A 19,715-nucleotide genomic window follows, 5' to 3' on the forward strand; every position below is an offset into this window, starting at 1 on the left:
CGTCATGACACACATCGCCTGGTTAGCCTGCTGGGGCTCGGCGCTTCTACTGGCCCACGTGTTCGTGGGCTACCCGCTGCTGATGTGGCTGTGGGCGCGCCTGCGCCCGCGGCCCGTCGCCCGCAAGGCCTGGTTGCCTACCGTCAGCATCGTGATCGCGGTGCACGATGGCGAGCGCTACATCAAGACCAAGCTGGCCAACCTGCAAGGCCTGGATTACCCACCGGAACTGATTGACATCGTGTTCGCTTGCGATGGTTGCCGCGACAACACCGTGGCGATCGCCCGGCGTAGCACCGACGCCCGCCTCACCGTGCTCGATTTTCCCAACCGCCGCGGCAAGGCCGCCTGTGTGAACGATGCCGTGGCGCTGACCCGCGGCGAAGTGCTGCTGATGACCGACATCCGTCAGCGGCTTTCGCCATGCGCATTGAAGGAACTGGTCGCCAACCTGGCCGATCCCACGGTCGGCGCCGTGGGTGGCGAACTGCACATGGAAAACGTGCGCACCGGCTTCGCCCAGGGCGTGGATTTCTACTGGCGCTACGAAAAGATGATCCGCCATGCGGAGAGCACCGCCGGCTCGATGATCGGCGTGACCGGCGCTATTTACGCCGTTCGTCGTTCGCTATTCACGCCCCTGCCCGCGGGCACCGTGCTCGATGATGTACTGGTGCCCATGCGCGTCGCCACGCAGGGCAAGCGCGTGGTGTTCGAATCCCGCGCCATGGCGTGGGATCAGCCGTCACAGGAGCCCGAGGCCGAGCGCCGTCGCAAGATCCGCACGCTCGCTGGCAATTACCAGCTGCTGCAACTCGCGCCGTGGCTGCTTTCGCCGTTCCACAATCCACTGTGGTTTTGCTTCATCAGCCACAAGGTGCTGCGCCTGCTCGCGCCATGGCTGATCGTGACCCTGTTCCTGAGTACCGGCTTCCTGTTTAACCGCCACCCGATGTATGCCCTGGCCTTCGGTGCCCTGGGCGCAGGTGCGTTGTTGGTGGGCCTGGCCCGCCTGCGCCCCCGCCTCGGCCGCTGGATGCCTGCACGGATCGCCGTAGCGTTTTTCTACCTCAACCTTTTCGCGGCGCAGGCCCTGCTGGCCTTCGCCCGTAACCGCAGGCTGCACCTATGGTGATCGAAATGAACCAACGTGGCGCTCCCGGCATCCGCGGCCGCCTTGGCGAGCTGTGTTACTCCAGTGGCTTGCTGCACTCGTTGCAGCGGGTTCGCTCGTGGTGGCAGCGCGACCTGCGCATCCTTGCCTACCACCGGGTCATGCCGATCCCGGACCCGGAAACCTACGAGTTCGACATGGAGCTGATCAGCACGCCGCCGGATGAATTCCGCGAGCAGATGCTGCGCCTGAAGAAATACTTCCGGCCGATGCGCCTCACCGATGTGGTGGCCGCACTGGACGCCGGCGAAGCGCTGCCGCCGGATACGGTGGCGGTGACCTTCGATGATGGCTACGACGATAACTACCGCATTGCTGCGCCGATCCTCGACGAGATCGGCGTACCCGCCACCTTCTTCGTTTCCACCGGCCATATCGATACCGGCACGCCGTACTCGTACGACTGGCTGGTGCATATGATCCTGACGACGAAAGCGCCTCGGCTGATCCTGCCCGAGCTCGGTATCGACGTCACGCTACCGGCCGAGCGCATGCTACGCCGGCGTATCGCCGGCAACGTGCTGCTGCGCATGAAGTGGCTGGATGCGCACGGCCAGAGCGCCATGACCGAGCGCCTCGAAGTGGAATGGAAGATGCCTTCTGCCGGGGCTCGCCCGATCGATTGCCGGCCGATGACCTGGGATCAGGTGCGCGAGATGGAGTCCGCCGGGATGGAGTTCGGCTCGCACGGCGTCCACCACCGCATGCTGGCCCGTCTGCCGATCGAGGAGATGGAAGCCGAGATCCTCGAATCCAAGCGCACCCTGGACCGCGAGCTGCGCAACCCGGCGATCCTCATGTCCTACCCGGTCGGCGGCGACCGCGCGTACAACGACGCGGTGATCGCCGCCACGCGCAAGGCCGGCTTCCAACTGGCCTGCAGCTACATCTGCGGGACCAACCCCGAGCCTTCGGAAAATCGCTACTCGCTGTACCGCCTGCCGGTGGAAGCCAACATGGGGCCCGGCTGGTTCGCGGCGATGCTCGCCCTGCCCCAACTCATGAGCTACCCCACGGCGGCGCATGAGGCGAACGCGCCCCAGGAGGAGGCATGTTCCCCCTGATCCTCCTGTACGTCGTACTTACCATCATCCGCCCGCAGGATTACATCCCGGGGCTGGACCTGGTGCCGATCCTGCCGGCGGTACTCGGCCTGGCGTTCCTCGCCTGGCTCACCTCCCGCCAGAAGACCTTCGAGGCCCCGCAGTTCATCATCCTGCCTTGCTTCCTGCTGATTCTTATGGTCTCTCAGGTGAGCAACGGCTGGACCGGCGGCGCGCTGGACGAGTTGGCCCGGTTTGGCCCCACCGTCATCGCCTTCTTCATTCTCGGCGCCGCCTGCACCACCCAGCGGCGCGTGCGCGTGGCGATGGGGGTCATGGTGGCTTGCGCGGCGGTGCTAGCGCTGCATGGCGTGCAGCAGGCCCAGACCGGCGTCGGCTGGACCGGCATGGTGATCGGTGAGGGCAACCGCATCCAGTACGTGGGCATCTTCAATGACCCGAACGACCTGGGCCTGTTGTTCGCCTCGACCTTTCCCATGGCCGTGTTCCTTGGCCGTCGCGGCGCGCCGGGCCGTTGGCTGTGGCTGGCCACCGCCCTGTTGCTGCTTTACGGCACGTACCTGACCAACTCGCGCGGCGCCATGCTTGCGGTACTCGTCGTCGCGGGTGCGTACATCTGGTACCGCAAGGGCATCGTCGTCGCCGGCACCCTGGGGGTGATCGGCCTGGCCGCGCTGAAGGTGCTGTCGTCACGCATGGATGAGCTGGATGCCGGCGAGGAATCCGCCGCGGGCCGTGTCGATGCCTGGTATGCCGGCCTCGAAATGTTCCGCGACAGCCCGCTGCTCGGCGTGGGCCCCGGCAATTTCACCGAGTACAACGAACTCACGGCGCACAACTCGTTCGTGCTGGTGCTGGCCGAGACCGGGTTCCTCGGCTTTATCCTCTGGCTTGCCTTTGTAGGCTATGGCTTCTGGATGATGTTGACGATCCTCCGCCATCCGCATACTGCCGCCAACGAACCGGGGCGTGAGGCGGAATGGGTAATGGAACGGCAACTGGCCCTGACGCTACTGCTCTCGTTGTGCGGCCTGTTCGCCGCCGCGTTCTTCCTGAGCCGCAGCTACATGGTGGTGTTGTACCTGATCACCGCCGTGGTCGCTGGTCATTACGTGGGCGCACGCCGGCGCTGGCCGGAGCTGCCGACCTTCCGCTTCTCCCGCGATGGCTGGCGCTGGGTGCCGGCCGCGTTCTGTGGCGTCGCCGGCCTGTTCGTGCTGGTCGCCGTGCTGCTGCGAACCCAATGAGCCTCTACGAGCCCCTGCTGCGTAACGTACTGTGGCCTGCCTACGAAGGTGGACTTCGTCGCCGCGACACGCCGCGCTACCTGCGTGAGTATGCGCAGACGCAGTGGCTTTCGTCCGACGCGATCCGTGACCTGCAGTTCAAGCGGCTAAAGAAGCTGCTGACATGGTGCGAGCGCGAGGTACCCTTCTACCGCGACCGCTGGGCGCAGATGGGCTTGTCGGCCGGCGATATCCGCGAGCCCTCCGATGTGGCGCTGCTGCCGGTGCTGACCAAGGCGGATATCCGCGAGCATGCCGAGGCACTGAAGGCCGTTTCACACAAAGATTCGCTCGCCTACAAGGCCACCGGTGGATCGACCGGCGAGCCGCTGCGCTTTGGCTATACCCGGGAAAGCAACGACCGCCGCGTCGCGGTGATGTGGCGCGGCTATGGCTGGGCCGGCTCACGCATGGGCCGGCGTACCGTATTCCTGTGGGGCGGTGCGGTGGGCGAACCTACCGCCGCGCATCGCTTCAAGGATCGCGTGTACAACACCGTCTTCGCGCGCAAGCTGCTCAACAGCTTCGCGATGACCGAGGCAAACCTGGCCTCTTACGCGGACGCGATCGATGCGTACCGCCCCGAGGTGATCGTCTCGTATGTCGGGCCGCTGGTCCGCCTGGCCCAGTTCCTCGTCGATACCGGGCGCCGGGTGGCGCGGCCGGCCACCCTCATTGGAGCCGCCGAGGCGCTGCATCCCTTCCAGCGCGAGCTTATCGAACGAGCCTTCGGCGCACCGGTGTTCAACACCTATGGCTGCCGCGAATTCATGCTGATTGCTTCGGAGTGCGAGCACCGCGATGGGCTGCATGTGAATGCGGACCACCTGCTGGTCGAGACGCTAGGGGCCGATGGCAAACCGACCGAGCACGGCACCGGCGAGGTTGCCATCACCGATCTGTTCAACTACGGCATGCCGTTCATTCGTTACGTGAATGGCGATATGGCCACGCGTTTCCATGGCTTGTGTGCCTGCGGCCGGGGTCTGCCGTTGCTGGCCAGTGTCGATGGCCGCAAGCTGGATGCGATCCGCACACCCGCCGGCCACGTGCTGCCGGGTGAGTTCTTCCCGCATATGCTGAAGGATGTGCCGGGACTGGCACGCTTCCAGCTCGTGCAACGCCAGCTTGACCGGCTGGATCTTTCGATCGTGCGCGGCCAGGGCTTCGATGATGCATCGCTCGCTTACATCCGGCGCGAAGTGGCGAAGGTGTTGGGCGAAAGCGCGGAACTGCACTGCCATTTCGTCGACGACATCCCGCTGACCCGTAGCGGCAAGCTACGCGTCACTGTCTCGGAGCTGGACTCGTGAACATCACCCATGTCGTCGAGAACCTCAACCGCGGTGGCCTGGAACGGATGGTCATCGACCTGGTGACCCAGCAACACCGTGAAGGCCACAAGGTGCAGGTGGTTTGCCTGTTCGAGCGCGGGGCCATGGCGACCGAGCTGGAGATCAAGGGCATCCCCGTGCGCGCCTGCGAAAAGCGCCTGGGCTTCGACCTGCGCGCGATCGGCCTGGCCCGGCAGTTCATCGCCAGCCACCACACCGAGGTCCTGCACACCCACAATGCCGTTGCGCATTACCAGGCCGTGCTCGCCACAGCGGGCATGGGCATCCGCCAGGTGGTGAACACGCGACATGGCATGGGCGCCACGCGCAAGCCCGGCCGGCGCGAGTGGCTGTTCCGCCGCGCGATGGCCGCGACGGACACGGTCGTCGCCGTCTGCGAAGCGGCCCGGCGCGATGCGGTGACCCGCGGGATGTTTCCTGCGCGCAAGTGCTGCGTGGTACCGAACGGCATCCGCCTGGATGGCTTTGACGTCGCGAACGACGCGATGCACGAACGCCTCGCTCGCCTCATCAACGTACCGGCACGCACCCGGATTATCGGGACCGTGGGCCGGCTGAACTGGGCCAAGGACCAGGCCAGCCTGATCCGCGCTTTCCGCGCCGTGCGCCACCACCGTCGTGACACCGTGCTGGTGCTGATCGGCGATGGCGAGCTGCGCGAGACACTGCGCGCGTGCGCGTATGACGAAGGCATCGCCGGCTGTGTGCATTTCCTCGGCGACCGGGATGATGTGCATGAGTTGCTGCAGGGGCTCGATCTGTTCGTCCTGTCCTCGGTGACCGAAGGCTATTCGATGGCCCTGCTGGAGGCCTGCGCCGCCGGCCTGCCTATCGTGGCCACCGATGTCGGCGGCAACGCCGAGATCGTGCGGGATCGCGCCACCGGGCGATTGGTGCCGCCATGTGATGCGCCCGCCCTGGCCGATGCCATGCTCGAGATGTTGCACGCCTCGCAGCAGGCCACCGCCTTCGGCCGCGCCGCGCGCACCTGGGTTGAAGAGAACGGCTCGCTACAAGCCATGGCTGCCCGCTATACGCGCCTGTACTTCGGCCACCTCGAGGCCGTGCCGTGAAAATCCTGGTGCTCACCAACCTGTTTCCCACACCGTGGGATCCACGCCGGGGCACGTTCAACCGGCAGCAGTTCCAGCGCCTGGGTGAGCGCCACGAGGTGGACGTACTGACGGCAGTCGATTTCCGCGAACGGATGGGCGGTGCGAAGGGCCAGGTGCACGTGCCGAACGTGAAGCGCGATCATTTCACCTTCTACCATCCGCCGGGCGTTGGCAGGTTTCTGAATGCGCTGTGCTACGTCGCCTGCGTGATGTGGCAGCGCGGGCGCGAACTGCGCCGCGCCCGTTACGACGTGATCCTCGCTAGCTGGGCGTATCCCGATGCGGCTGCCGCGGCGTGGATATCGCACCTGCTCGGCGTGCCGTACGTGGTCAAGGTGCATGGTAGCGATCTCAACGTGCAGGCTGCCTCGCGCCTGCGCCGCCCGCAGATTCGCCACGCCCTGCGTGGGGCCGGTGCGGTGCTCGCGGTGAGCAAGGCGCTTGCGGTGAAAGCGGTTGAGATCGGGGCGCGCCCTGAGACCGTGGAGACGATTTACAACGGTGTCGATGGACGGGTGTTCCGCCGTGGCCACCGTTCCGCCGCCCGCTTGCGCCTGGGGCTACCCGCGGACGAACCGATCATCCTGTACGCCGGTAACCTGAAGAACAGCAAAGGTTGCATGGACCTGATCGAAGCCTTCCCCTTGCTGGCGAAGCAGCGGCGCGATGCGCGGTTGTACTTCGTCGGCGATGGCCCGGACGCTTCCGCGCTGGAAACCCGTGCGGCGTCGCTATGCTGCGGCTCGTCCGTGCATTTCATGGGCTCGGTGGCGCATGCGGCGCTGCCCGACTGGTTCCGTGCCGCTGACCTGCTCTGCCTGCCCAGCCACAACGAAGGTGTGCCCAACGTCGTCCTGGAGGCCATGGCCTGCGGCACGCCGGTCGTCGCGACCGCGGTAGGCGGCATTCCCGAGGTGGTGCCCGCGTTTGCCGGCCTGCTCGTGCCCGCGCACCACCCGGATCTCCTTGCCAACGCGCTGACCGACATGCTCGGACGCCACGTGGATAGCGAAGCGATCGCTGCCCACGCGACCAGCTTCCGCTGGGAAGACAATATCGACCACCTTGAACGCATGCTGGAGCGCGTTGCCGCCGGCGCGCCGGCCCACGTGAGTGTCAACGTATGATCCGCCGACCCAAAAAGCACGAACTCCTCAGCCTGCTCCCCGACCACCTGTTGATGACGCGGGCCCGGCAGGATCCCGCGTGCTACCTCAGCTTTGATGATGGCCCCGAGCCGGAGCACACACCCAAATTGCTCGACGTGCTGGCCCGGCATGGGGTCAAGGCCAGCTTCTTCCTTGTGGGCGAGAAGATCGAGCAGTACCCGGAGATCGTGCAGCGGATCGTCGGCGAAGGCCATATGATCGGCAATCACTCGTACAGCCACTGGTCCTTCCGCAATATGAACCTGCGCAAGCAGCTGGACGAGGTGTACCGCACCGATGCCCTGCTCCGCCTGTTCGATGACCGCCCGCACCACCGGATGCGGCCGCCGCATGGCTATATCGGCGCGCAGTTGCTGATGCACTTCGCACGGCGCAAGCGCAGCTTCGTTTACTGGTCGTACGACAGCCTGGATTACCAGGACAAGCCTATTGACTGGCTGATTTCCCGGCTGCGCAATGATCCGCCGGCGGCGGGCGATATCGTGCTGATGCACGATGACAGCGACAAGGCCGCCGATGCGCTGGATACCCTGCTGCCGGAGTGGCTGGCCCAGGGCATGCGTTTCGACGCGCTGCCGGGAAGCCATGCGTGAATATCCTCTATCACCACCGCACCCGGGGCCGCCATGTCGAGGGCGTGCATATCCGCGGCATCGTCAACGCCTTGCGTGAGCTAGGGCATGAGGTGTCGGTCATGTCGTTTCCGGGGGCGGATCCGGAGCGGGAGCATGAGGGAAGCGCTTCGGCTCAGGCAGGCGGTGCCGCTGCGTCCGGGGGGCGTAACCGACTCGCCGGAGTGGTGACGAAACTTCCGGGTGTTGTGTTTGAGGTTTTCGAGCTGCTCTATAACCTGGTGACCTTCGCGCGCATGTCGCGCGCGTGGCGGGCTGCACCGCCCCGGCTCATTTATGAGCGCTATTCCCTGTTCCTGTTCGCGACCGTGTGGATGGCGCGGCGGCGCGGGATCCCGATCGTCCTGGAGATCAACGACTCCGCCCTGGTAGAGCGGGTCCGCCCCTTGACCATGCGCGGCCTCGCGCGCCGCGTGGAGCGCTGGTGCTTCCGTCAGGCGACCGGGCTGGTGTTCATCTCGACGTATTTCCGCGACAAGGCGATCGAGGCCTATGGCGATATCGCGCCTTCGGTGATTTCCCCGAATGCCGTGGACCTTCCCCGTTTCGATCCGGCGAAGTTCGACCGTGAGGCGTTACGTGCGGCGCGTGGGCTCACCGGGCTGACCGTGTGCGGGCATATTGGTGTCTTCGCCCCCTGGCATGGCGTCGACGCCTTTGTCGAGGCCATCGCCAATCGGCTGGAGCATGCGCCAGGGCTTGCCCTGGTCTTCGTCGGTGATGGCAAGACCTTGCCGGCCGTGCGTGAACGGGTCGCCGGCCGCGGGCTCAGCGACCGGGTGCTCCTGCCTGGCCGCGTGCCGCATGACGAAATCGCCAGTTGGATCGCCTGCATGGATTACGCGGTACTGCCGAACTCCAACCATTACGGCTCACCGATGAAGCTATTCGAACTGATGGGCATGGGCGTGGCGGTGGTTGCCCCGGACTATGCGCCGGTGGCCGAAGTCATCGCGGATGGCCGCACGGGGTGGCTCTTCCCTCGCGGCGACGCCAGCGCCTGCGTAGAGCGCGTGATCGCCCTTGCCAGCCAGGCCGAAGAGCGTCGCCGTGTCGGCAAAGCCGCGCGTGACTACATCGCCAGCGAGCGCCAGTGGCGCAACAATGCCGAACAGCTGCTCACCCTCGTCCCGACGGGAGCCGCCGCATGATCGCCCTTCTTATCGTCGCCATCGCCATGCTGCTGTTCGCCGCCGCGATCACCATCGCCATCCGCGCGCGCAACATGCAGTACTGGCTATGGGGTTACCTGACCCGGCGCAAGCCGCCCAAGGTCGCGGGTCCCCGGCACATCCTGTTCTGCTTCGTCGACCACTTCGAGCCCAACTGGGGCCGCGTCGACATGGACCGCCAGCGCTACCGCGTCGACCGCTGGTGCAAGGAATACCGCGAGATGGCCAGCCGCCACCGCGATGCCGACGGCCGTCCGCCGCAGCACGGTTTCTTCTACCCGGAGGAAGAGTACGTCGAGGAGCACCTGGAAAAGATCGCCAGCCTGTGCGCCGACGGCTATGGCGAGATCGAGATCCACCTGCACCACGACGACGACACCCCGGATAACTTCGTCGCCACCATCGATCGTTTCAACAAGCTGCTGCATGAGCGCCACGGGGCGCTGCCGCGCGACCCGGCGACGGGCCAGCTGAAGTTTGCGTTTATCCACGGCAACTGGTGCCTGGCCAACAGCCGCCCCGATGGCCGCTGGTGCGGTATCAACGAGGAACTCGGGTTGCTCCGTGAGCTTGGCTGCTACGCCGACTTCACCCTGCCTTCGGCACCGAGCGATACCCAGACCCGCATGTCCAACGCCATCTATTACGCGGCGGACGCCCACGGGAAGCCCAAGGGCCACGATACCGGCGTCCCTATGCGCGTCGGCGGCCGGCCTAGCGGCGACCTGCTCATTATCCAGGGCGTCCTCGGCCTGAACTGGAAGAATCGCCGTTTCGGGATCATCCCACGCATCGAGAACTCCGATATTCGGAAAGCATGCCCGCCCACCCGTGAGCGCGTCGATCAATGGGTCGATACCGGCATCCATGTCGAAGGCAGGCCCGAATGGACCTTCATCAAGATCCACACGCACGGGACGCAGGAGCGCGATATGGACACGCTGCTTGGTGCGCCTATCGACGCGATGCACACCTATCTCGAAGATCGCTATAACGACGGCAAGGATTACGTGCTGCATTACGTGACCGCCCGTGAGATGTACAACATCGCCAAGGCCGCCGAGGCCGGCATGACGGGAAATCCGAGCCTGTATCGTGATTTCGAGCTTCCCCGGCCGGTGCATGCGCCTGCGGTGCTGGCGACGCCTGCCACAACGGTGCCCTAGGCGACGCTTGAGCCGCTCAGATCAAAAGCCACCACGGCGATATCCGAAGGACTAAAGACACCCTGGCGCTCGACGTCGTAGGACGCCTCCAGGGTAAACGGTTCGTCCCCCTGCTCTGCAACCATGCGCAGAACATCGTCGCAAGAGATCAGGAGCCTTGCCATGGGGTCGAGCCCGGCGTCAAGGATCTCCACCGACATCGGTGCGAACCACGCATCGCCAATGCGCAGGCGCATGCAATCCCCGGCCTTGCACGCCGGCCATGACGCAGGGATCTCGACCACGAGCTGCGGCACGATGTCCCTTTCACGGACGACACCATCCTCACCACGCACGATCACCGGTGCAGGAAGGCGCTCAGGCATATCGCGGATCTTCACCTTCGACGTGGACGGCGGGGAACGGAGGGAGACATCGCCCGCCGCACTGCGGATCTCATACGCGAAATCACATCGGCCGTTCACGTCGAATTGCTCGAGCATCTCCCGCGTGTAGTGAATCGACAGCGGCACCGCGCCATCGCATACGCAAAGTGCGCCTGCGACATGCGTCTTGTGAGATTCGCGGTTGTGGATCAGTGCCGTGAGGACATCGCCGTGGCGAAGCCCTTTATAGTCGGGAATCACGCCCACCAGCACTTCCTCGGGCATGGAGATGAGCGCGGCCAGCGAAAGGCCCTCCGTGTAGAGCCGCCGCGGGAAGACGATGGGATTGAGGCTACGGCGGATGCTCGCGCGATGCAACGCGGTCATGGGCGTCAAGCGACCGCGTGCACGGCGCACCTCGGTTTCGCCACTCACCTGGCGAGCGAGCTGGCTGAGGAAATCGCGGGTCTTCTTGGCGCGGCGACGGTGGGTCATGTGGCACTCCTTTTGGTGTTGCGTGGTTAGGAGGTGTCACGTTAGGGGGTGCAGCGAAGCACGCGTATCGGGGAAACACACCTCGATAGCCTCATTGTGCCTACCGGGAATGTAGGATTTTTCTGGTCTTCAGTACGCTGTGTTTCATTCGACGTCACCTGACCTGTGAACAGGATCGTGTCGGAGACGGGATTTCTCCCGTCTCCGACCGGTGTCAGAACGTCAACCTGGCACCGACAGTGCCGGACCAACCCTGAAAGCCACCGCGATTCAAATAATGGCGATAAGCGGACTCACAGAACACTTGCAATCGGTCTGTGAGTTGAGCGGTCATTCCCCCCGACACCAGATATTCATCGCCGGCGCGACCGGTCGCGAAGCGAGACGAGGTTCGGCCGGAATCTGTCCCCGCGTCGACCCTTCCATCCCCAGACGTCGACCGGAGGTCGAGGCGGACGAATGGCGCGAACGTGCCGACATCGCGAACCACTGAAACACCTGCCGTGGTTGTGACGTACTGCCGGCCAGCAAACTGGATGTTCAAGCCACTGGCCTCGGTGATCTTGTCGATGGCAACGTTCTGAGACGCTATAAGCACGTGTGGTTCGACACGCCAACCTTGCCCGACGTCCCATGGCATGCCGAGACCCAGCGACATTCCGGTGGAGGTCGCCCGAACTCGCCCTACGCCGCCGACGTGGGCGGTATCTGTCCGGCCACGCATACGCTGCCGGCCCACCACCCAATCCACCCAGAACCCGGTTCCGGACCTCCATGTGACCCACGCGGACGTACCATTCGCTTTGAGCCGGGTCACGCTATCGCCATCGACCGCACGAGGAACCACGGACGAGGTGCCATGATCAAGCGCCCAACCCGCGCGAAGAGACCCGTTGTCGCCATCTAGCCCAACAATGGAACCACCGAACTGCCACGCTTCGACACGCTCATCGAAGTCATACCCATATTCTTTGAACGAGCGATTGGAGCTGTAGCGTTGGTCATTACCCGAGTACCTCACAAACAGCTCACCACCCACTGATCCTTCGAACGCGTGGTCTCGGATCTCCCCCAGACGCTCGTGAAGCCCGGTTGAGATGCTATCCGCATAGGCGAATACCGCGCCGGGAGCCGATATGTACGAGGCGATCTGTGGGGCGACCGCTGGGCGCTCCGCGCCGTTACCCGCTTCTCCAGAGCACGGGTTCTCACAAACGATACGCTCGGCCAGACGATAGTCCCACTTGGCCGGGCCACTCTCGAGGCGCGACGCGGCTTGATCGATCTCGTCACCCGAAAAGGCCTTGAGCTGGTATTGGAAGGCTCCCAATGTCACGAAGTCACCTTTCAACCGGAAAGCGTCCGGACGCGAAGACCCCGCTACCTGGATCAGCGAGAAGCCTTCCGATGCGGATTGTTTGCCGTCACCATTCAGATCGGTGGCTTGGCCCGCACCCGATAGATTCAGCGCTACGTCAACAGGTCGCAGTACGTCAGCATCGCCTTCGATCAGGACGGAATCCGCCCATGACTTAGAGGCATTCTTGCCATCCATGTGCACGTTTAGCACGAGGTCGCCTGCTGAGCCATCCATATTTCCGGCGATGCGTAGCGAATGAGGTTCTGACTGGCCGTGTACGAAGCGCGCCGTGCCGCCCGTCAAGGTAAGGCTATCGATTCGACTGCTCGAAGGAACGGTCCATACGCCGCCTCGCTCGATATCGATTCGGGCTGGCCCGTGTATTTCACCCTCAAGGTGTCCTCCGTTCAGCAGCCTGACACGAGCCGAGGAGTCCTGAGATACCAGCAAACTGCCTGCGATAGCCGAGCGTTCGATGCTCAGATTCAAAGCAGCGCCGTCCCGCATGTCGACTGCCACTCCGTTACCACCGATGAGCCTTCCGCCGTCGCGAATCGCCAATGTCGCTCGAACCTCGCTATTGCGAGTGCCGGAGACCAGAACGGCTGGCCCACTCACGGACTTCACTGACGAACCGGTTGCGACAGTCAGACTCGCGGGCCCAGACGGCACGCCCCACTCTGAACCGAACACCACACCCGCTCGGATACCCTCTATCGTTGACCTGTCGCCGAGATCAACGCGGCCTGACGCTAGCAAAAGTCCTATGCCGTTATCACCGGTTGCCGACAGTGTCGAGGCACGCAACTCCATCGAGCTACTCCCACCAACAACCGCACCCGCTAATAATCCAGACGATCGGCTATCCGTCATGATCATGGATGAGCCATTGTTTCGTTTGGGGTCGAGTCCGCCGAAGAGGCCGACCCCCACCCCGGACTCGTCGTGTACGAAAGACTTATCGAGCGTTATGACACTTCGAAGCACCGCGCTTATCGCGGTTCCCTGGCTAGACGCGACTACGGAATCGGACACATGGAGCTGCGACTCATTCGTCCTTATGTAACCGGATTTGGCACCTTCTCGCAGAACAAGTACCGAATCCTTGCTCAGCTCCCAGATGTCGGAACGACTCCCCGACCCTGCCACAACGACAGATTCCCCGATCCCCACCGTTCTCGCTCCGAGTGACTCTGAGGTAGCGGACGTGCCAAGCAAAACGAGCGAGCTTCCAAGCGCAAGCCCTCCTCGGGATATTCTCATTCTCAACCTCGTAAATGACTCATGCAACCCGAGTCACACACTGATGACTCGGGCCGCACATTCGATCACGAGCGAAGAATCCTCGAGGTAGTCCTTATCTCAATTGCGCGTAAGAAATCCCTGACACTTTGTAGTCCTAGCTGTCTCGCAATCGACACGAACCGACCGGCATCCTTTTCCTACACGACATCAGGTAGAAAGGCTCCACCACCTGTCGGAAACGGCCTCTGTGTGCGTCGTCTAGCTCTCGATACCTTGCTCGCACCAACCACGCAAGCCGAGAACGGAGACACAACAGTGAAGCAACCCCGTATCAATCCGTATGAGGATTCGCTCTACGAAGACCAGAGCGAGCCCGAGATCGCAGCCAGTCGTCTCGACGACCTTATTATTGATGGCTACCACCCCACTATCCCTGCGGCACATCCCGACGGCACGGTACCGAACGATGCGATCGCCGAAGGCCTCCTTGTGCACGCCCCCATCATCAGTGTGGACGGCCATCACTCCTGGGTCGGAAACGAGTTTGACTTGGTTATTGACGGGAAAATCGTACCTGGCACCACCGCAATCTATAAGGAAACCGACCTCGATTTTGTGGTGCTTCGCATGCCGCGATCTTTCGGCGAAGCGCTGGCGGAAGGCTTCCATGATGTGGCGTACCGCGACAAGCCTGTTCCAACGGGACTCTCGGTGCAGTCGGAGTCAACCCAGATACTCATCGACCGAACCCCCGCCGGATCTCGCCGTCTACCTCGCATCGAGTTCCCGCTCGTCATCCAGCGCGAGGGTATATCCCTTGCGACGCTGCTTTCCATGCCCGATGAAACATTGAGGGGCACGATCCCAGGCTATGCGGGATTCGAAGTCACGGACACGCTGCACGTGTGCATGCGACCCAAAGGTGGAACCGAGATCCCGCTCGTTTCGGTTCCCGCGACGCCTGAAGGCGACGACGTCGTTGCTTTGAGTTTCACCGAAAGCATGCTGGCATCCGCCCGGTCAAATGGCGTAGTCGATTTCTACTACTACGTCGAAGACAAGGCTACCAATCGAAGCAAGGCTTCAACGTCGACTCCGATTTCCCTTTTCATCGTAGGTGCGCCCCGATTGGCGATCCCGCCCACCATTTCCGCCTCACGTCACGGACTGGTTACGGATGCAGAAATCAAACCCGTGCTTCGCGTAGGCATACCTGCGATCAACCCTCGTGCCAGAAAGGGTGATGTCATCGTGCTTGACGTGGGTGGTAATGCGTTCCGCGCCGTTCGTCTTACCGAATCGCAGGCCGACTCCGATCCGATGGCAAACATCGACATCCCTTATGACGACGTGTGGGACACCATCGCCGACGGCCTCGTCTTTTCCGAGACGTTTTCGTACACCCACTACCACAATGGGGTACCGACACGCTCCGCGTCCAAGGCGTACGCTTTTGACCTTTCAGTTCCGGGCGGCCGTGATCCACTCCCGAAAACACCGGAGAATGAAGCACTTCTATTGCCGGTCCTCCATAGTGCTTCCGGCAAAGAGGAGAACTATGTCGGTTTTGACGATGCGGAACATGATGCACGCGTTGCGATCGGCGTGTCGCCCTTTCGATCGACGCGCGAACCCCCGTTTCATGTCGGGGACACCGTCACCGTTTTCCTCAAAGAAAGTGCGGTAGGCGCACCACATGTGGTGACCGATCCTTCGGTCCCGATAGCTATCGTTGTGCCATCGGACGACCTCAAGGCGAACGCTGGGTCCGTATACCTTAGCTACTCGGTCGAGCGCGTCTTATCGCACGCACCGAGCACGTCGCTCGCCACCTCGCTGCCCCAACTCGTCCGGATCGAAAGTGCTGATGGGCTCCCAGGCGCAGGCCTTCCCTTACAAGGTGCGGTCTTCGTCGATGCGCGAAGGCTTGAGGATGCCACGGGAACCTATGCGGTCCACGAGCGAGACCTCGTAAAGAAGTTCACGCCGATACGCGTCTACGGCTACGCCAACATGGCGGAAGGTGACGTGCTCACCATCGAATATGAAGGCTACAACGCCTGGGATGGCGGCTCTCGCGTCCCTGAAGCATCGGGATCGATCACGCACGAGATTGTTGCTGTCGATCTCCTCCCGAAGGACGACGATTTGGATGGATCGACTGGAGAAGCCATCTTCGTCGATGTGCGAATGGATAGTTCCGTTGTTTATACGCTTGCGTTTGGCCGATTCCAGTCCTCGTACACCATAAAAAATCACGTCGGAAGTGCGAAGGCAACATCGCGAACCGTTCTCGTTTCGGCACGCGTCCCCAAACCCTAAATCGACAAACAAATAGACGCACAAGGAACAGAACATGAGCAATAGAACTCAAGAAAATCGAGCAATCAAGCTCAACCCGCCGTCAATCCACGACGCTGTTGATGGTGGGCTTGGATATGACGACATCGCCCGGAATCCGGGGCGCATCGTGGTAGTCAGCACCGGCCCATGGGGTGACATCCAGCCCGGCGATGTTATTGAGGTCCTTTGGGGTCGAAACCTGGAGGTAATCGCGACCCATCATTACGAGCAAGGCGAAAATCTCACACCCCAGATCCGCGTCGAAGCGTCGACTCTTTCTCGCTTCGGTGAGGGTTTCATTCCGCTGGCAGCAAAGATCCACTTGTTCGATAGCGACCTGGAATATCAGACTCCTTCGGTCGATGTTCTGGTCAAGCTCTCGGTACCCGGAGGTCTCGACCCAAATCCCGAGACAACGAGCAGAAACGAGAGCCTCGCGATGCCGTTGGTTGATCCCAAGACGCTACCTGACGACCTGACTGGTATCGTCGTCGAGGTCCCACCTTACCGAAATATGGCTGTTGGCGACCGCGTGACGCTCCAGTGGCATACCCAGCCGCTGCGTTATGGTCCATTGACCTCCAGCGAGATCGGCAAGCCCGTTCGGTTCGCCATCGACAAGACGACCGCAGGGGTTGGCGCTGGGGGTGACATTGAAGTCCGCTATCAAATCCACGACCTCGTCGCGAACTGGTCGCTTTGGTCGCCCTCTACCACGGTGACCGTGCCTCCGGGCGAGGATGCTCCGATCGCCCCTTGGGTGCTCGGAACCGTGCGGGATGAGGGCAAGGCTATCGACCTCAAGTCTTTGGGGATCAACCCGCTGACCGTGCGCGTCGAGGGCCACGCGGGTGCCCTGGATGATGAGATCTTCGTAACGTGGGAGGGTGTGACTGAGGCCGGCAAAGCAATCGTGTACGCCTGCCCATCGGTCCGCATCCAGCGGCCCGGCCAGACCGTGGACGTGCTCGTTCCCAACGATCTGGTCGTTCCTCTCGCAGGCGGACATGCGTCAGCTGGCTACTCAATCGTCTCCAACGGGGTGCCGGGCCCTCGCTCGCGACGCCGTCAATTGTCCATCGTGGGAAGCCCGCGAGGTCTCGTGACGCCATCGATCACCGAGGCCGCGGACGGGACAATGGATCCTCGCGCTACAAAGGCAGGTGCCCATGTCGTCGTGGCCGCTTGGGACGGCATCGACCGCGACGACCGTTGCTATCTTGAATGGACCGGAAAGCAGAGCGACGGTCAGACAACCTACTACCGCGCGGCGCTGAATGGTGCCGACATGATTCCGGACAGGACGCTGGTGTTCGTTGTTCCGCCGCACGAGGTGAGCCGGCTTGCCGGTGGATCTCTCCGCGTACGTTATGCCGTGTCGGTACAGGCAACTTTGCGCTACGCCGACGGAACACGAGTCGAGCCCCTGGTACACCTGGAGTCGCCGTGGCTGGAGCTCGAGATCATCGAGTCCGCCGCGCCTTTGAGTATCGACTCAACCCCAGCCATTCTGGCTGGCCCGATCGTCCGCCTCGAAAAGCGCGTAACTATCCCGCCTGCGGGCAGTTTTATTGCACGCGTAGCAACAGGCGGCGTTCCTCCGTATCGTTACAGCGCTTCCAGTGGCGCCGTCGAGGTGGACGAGGCTACTGGGCGCGTGGTGTCGTTGCGCGATGGCGAGGCCACGGTGACGGTAACCGATGCCAAGGGTGCGTCGGCGTCTTATCTGGTGACGGTGAGCAACGTGCTTCACCTCGTTGACCTTGAAAAAGAACTGTTATGGCACGCCGCGGCGACTGAGTCAGGGAAACTGGGCGGCCGTTTGCCTCACGTCGAGGAATGGGATGCCCTGCGTGCCGCGTATGGCGGCAATCCCGAGGTGCGTGAGTCTGCGGCCTGGACCGACACACCGGCCAGTTCGGTGGCCCGCTTCGCGGTGTTCCCGAACACGGGTGCCCGTGAGGCACGCCGTTCGGCATGGGGGCCGGGTCGTTCAGACCCCGACGAGCGCTGGATCCCGATCGGTCCGAAGCTTGCCGCGGCCTCGGTCTGGATCGTGACCACGGGCGAATAAGACCTACCACGCGCGCACCGCACGCGCCGCCCCTGGGGTGGCGCGTGCATTCCCTATCAATCAACCATCCCTGGAGATGCATGCCATGAAAGGCCTTGGCAAATTGAAACGACAACACGTGGTACGCGAACTGCAAGCACCGGATGATGCTTCGTCGCGTGGTGACAACCCCTTCGTCGCGCCAGATTTACCCCCCGCCATCCTCGGGACACCTCCCGCAGGCGCGAAGTCGCGGGCCGAGGTGATCATTCCTCCTTATGCGACCATGGCAGCTGGCGACCGGATTGTCATGGCGTGGGAGAACCGCCTGTTCGCCCTTCCCCCGGTCAGTGCGGAACAAGTGGGTTCACCACTCACCGTCACTATCCACGAACCCCTTCGTGGCCTCGCCGGTATGCGGGACGTGCGCATCGCCTGGCAGTGCCACGACGCGGAAGGTCGCTGGCTGCGCTGGGCACCCGCTACGTATGCGCCTTTGCGCTGCACGGGTCCGTTCGCACCCACGCCGTGGCTCGAGGACACAGTGGAAGACGCCGGCCGACTGTTCCGCGCGATGAACGTTACCTGGCCAGAGGTCATGATTCGCGTGGAGGGCCACTACGCGAAACTCGGCGATCGCGTGACCTTGCGCTGCGAAAGCATCACCGCAGCCGGCAAGATCGACATCTGGTCGTCGCCCCCGACGCGGCTTGCCCGCGATGGGCAGACCCTGGATTTCCACGTACCCAGCGCCGTATTCAAGCGAGCCACCGGCGGCAGCTGCGTGCTTGGCTACACCATTTACGGGTCACGCGCCGCACCTCGTGAATCGCTTCGCCGACGCATCGAGGTCCTGGGTACGCCTGCGAGCTTACCGGCGCCGACGATCCAGCAGGTCGAGGATGCCGTACTGGATCCGAGCCTTGCCACCGGCGGCGCATCCGTCGTGGTGCCGAAGTGGCCAGGCGCGAGCGATGACGACGAGTGCCACCTGGAGTGGGCCGGTACGACAGCCGAGGGTGAGCAAGGGAGCTACACGGATACCGCCTCGGGTCGGGATGTTTCCATCAGCGCGTCCCTGACGTTCCCGGTGCCCCCGGGAGAGATCACCTGGCTTGACGGCGGCGTGTTGCGTGTCCGCTACCGGGTAGAGAGCTTCGTCCAGGTCGAGACGTTCGACAAGCCACGTCGTGAGCACTTGCATACCCTCGTATCCGAATGGCTGGAACTGCGGGTGCAGAAGATGAGTGACCCACCCGTCTTCGTCACCGATGACCTGAACGGGATGAAGTATCGGCGTTTCGACCATCTGAAGCGCGCTTACATCACCTTCTCTCCCGCGCTAGGTGAGTGGTCGATCCGTGGCGGGCATGACGGCATCCTGCCTTTCCATGACGGCACCTTTCTCTGCTCGTCTGACGATCGGGCGGCGTTGCGCATCGAGTTCATCCAGCCCTGCAGCACGGTACGATTCGGCTATGGCGCGAATGGCCACGGTGGAAACGGCTCGCACCTGCATGTCGATATCTACGACGAACACGGCAACGCGATCGGTGAGGCCACTTATGTGGTTCCGCTGACCGGCCTGCCCGGCCTGTGGGTGCATTTGTACGCCAAGGACTACGGCGATCGCATCGGCGCGATCGTCGTACGGAAGGACACTGCCGGAAGCGGCGCGCGCATCACGGCGCAGATCGATAACTTCACGCTCTCCTGGTGAC

The 19,715-nt window shown here is 63.1% G+C and carries 14 protein-coding genes; 12 read left to right on the plus strand and 2 right to left on the minus strand.

Annotation, left to right across the window (positions count from 1 at the left end; genetic code table 11):
- Positions 1-4: 4 nt before the first annotated feature.
- The 9 genes from VGN46_RS13525 to VGN46_RS13565 are packed head-to-tail and all read left to right on the plus strand — an operon-like array spanning position 5 to position 10,133.
- Complete coding sequence (locus VGN46_RS13525) at positions 5-1,135, plus strand: glycosyltransferase family 2 protein (RefSeq protein WP_331644236.1); 1,131 nt, start codon at positions 5-7, stop codon at positions 1,133-1,135.
- Positions 1,136-1,140: 5 nt separating this feature from the next.
- On the plus strand, positions 1,141-2,238 hold the full coding sequence (locus VGN46_RS13530; protein ID WP_331644237.1) for a polysaccharide deacetylase family protein: 1,098 nt from the start codon (positions 1,141-1,143) through the stop codon (positions 2,236-2,238).
- Positions 2,226-3,485 (plus strand): O-antigen ligase family protein, encoded by a 1,260-nt coding sequence (locus VGN46_RS13535; protein ID WP_331644238.1) that lies wholly within the window; start codon positions 2,226-2,228, stop codon positions 3,483-3,485. Before VGN46_RS13530 ends, VGN46_RS13535 begins: the two co-directional genes overlap by 13 nt.
- Positions 3,482-4,837: a phenylacetate--CoA ligase family protein gene (locus VGN46_RS13540; protein ID WP_331644239.1), complete on the plus strand. Its 1,356-nt coding sequence runs from the start codon at positions 3,482-3,484 to the stop codon at positions 4,835-4,837. The genes VGN46_RS13535 and VGN46_RS13540 overlap by 4 nt, the downstream gene beginning before the upstream one ends.
- Positions 4,834-5,952 carry a glycosyltransferase gene (locus VGN46_RS13545; protein WP_331644240.1) on the plus strand — a complete coding sequence of 373 codons (1,119 nt, stop codon included), beginning with the start codon at positions 4,834-4,836 and terminating at the stop codon, positions 5,950-5,952. Before VGN46_RS13540 ends, VGN46_RS13545 begins: the two co-directional genes overlap by 4 nt.
- Entirely contained in the window at positions 5,949-7,121 is a 1,173-nt protein-coding gene (locus VGN46_RS13550) for a glycosyltransferase family 4 protein (protein ID WP_331644241.1), read from the plus strand. Before VGN46_RS13545 ends, VGN46_RS13550 begins: the two co-directional genes overlap by 4 nt.
- On the plus strand, positions 7,118-7,756 hold the full coding sequence (locus tag VGN46_RS13555) for a polysaccharide deacetylase family protein (RefSeq protein ID WP_331644242.1): 639 nt from the start codon (positions 7,118-7,120) through the stop codon (positions 7,754-7,756). Before VGN46_RS13550 ends, VGN46_RS13555 begins: the two co-directional genes overlap by 4 nt.
- On the plus strand, positions 7,753-8,946 hold the full coding sequence (locus VGN46_RS13560) for a glycosyltransferase family 4 protein (RefSeq protein ID WP_331644243.1): 1,194 nt from the start codon (positions 7,753-7,755) through the stop codon (positions 8,944-8,946). The genes VGN46_RS13555 and VGN46_RS13560 overlap by 4 nt, the downstream gene beginning before the upstream one ends.
- The gene (locus VGN46_RS13565; protein WP_331644244.1) at positions 8,943-10,133 is read left to right on the plus strand and encodes a hypothetical protein; all 1,191 of its coding nucleotides are present in this window, start codon (positions 8,943-8,945) and stop codon (positions 10,131-10,133) included. The genes VGN46_RS13560 and VGN46_RS13565 overlap by 4 nt, the downstream gene beginning before the upstream one ends.
- Here VGN46_RS13565 and VGN46_RS13570 read toward each other — a convergent pair.
- Positions 10,130-10,993, minus strand: coding sequence for a hypothetical protein (locus VGN46_RS13570; protein ID WP_331644245.1), 864 nt, complete (start codon positions 10,991-10,993; stop codon positions 10,130-10,132). The two genes, VGN46_RS13565 and VGN46_RS13570, sit on opposite strands and share 4 nt — an antisense overlap.
- Positions 10,994-11,207: 214 nt before the next feature.
- A complete protein-coding gene (locus VGN46_RS13575; protein ID WP_331644246.1) occupies positions 11,208-12,872 on the minus strand; it encodes an autotransporter outer membrane beta-barrel domain-containing protein in 1,665 nt (554 codons plus the stop codon).
- Positions 12,873-13,913: 1,041 nt separating this feature from the next.
- On the opposite strand from VGN46_RS13575, the gene VGN46_RS13580 reads away from it, so the two are divergent.
- The 3 genes from VGN46_RS13580 to VGN46_RS13590 all read left to right on the plus strand — a co-directional run bounded on the left by VGN46_RS13580 (position 13,914) and on the right by VGN46_RS13590 (position 19,714).
- Positions 13,914-15,920 carry a hypothetical protein gene (locus VGN46_RS13580; RefSeq protein WP_331644247.1) on the plus strand — a complete coding sequence of 669 codons (2,007 nt, stop codon included), beginning with the start codon at positions 13,914-13,916 and terminating at the stop codon, positions 15,918-15,920.
- 34 nt (positions 15,921-15,954) lie between these two features.
- On the plus strand, positions 15,955-18,015 hold the full coding sequence (locus VGN46_RS13585; protein ID WP_331644248.1) for a hypothetical protein: 2,061 nt from the start codon (positions 15,955-15,957) through the stop codon (positions 18,013-18,015).
- A gap of 85 nt (positions 18,016-18,100) precedes the next feature.
- Positions 18,101-19,714 carry a hypothetical protein gene (locus tag VGN46_RS13590; RefSeq protein ID WP_331644249.1) on the plus strand — a complete coding sequence of 538 codons (1,614 nt, stop codon included), beginning with the start codon at positions 18,101-18,103 and terminating at the stop codon, positions 19,712-19,714.
- The last annotated feature ends 1 nt before the right edge of the window (position 19,715 follow it).

This window comes from Luteibacter sp. (assembly GCF_036500425.1).
Lineage (GTDB): Bacteria > Pseudomonadota > Gammaproteobacteria > Xanthomonadales > Rhodanobacteraceae > Luteibacter.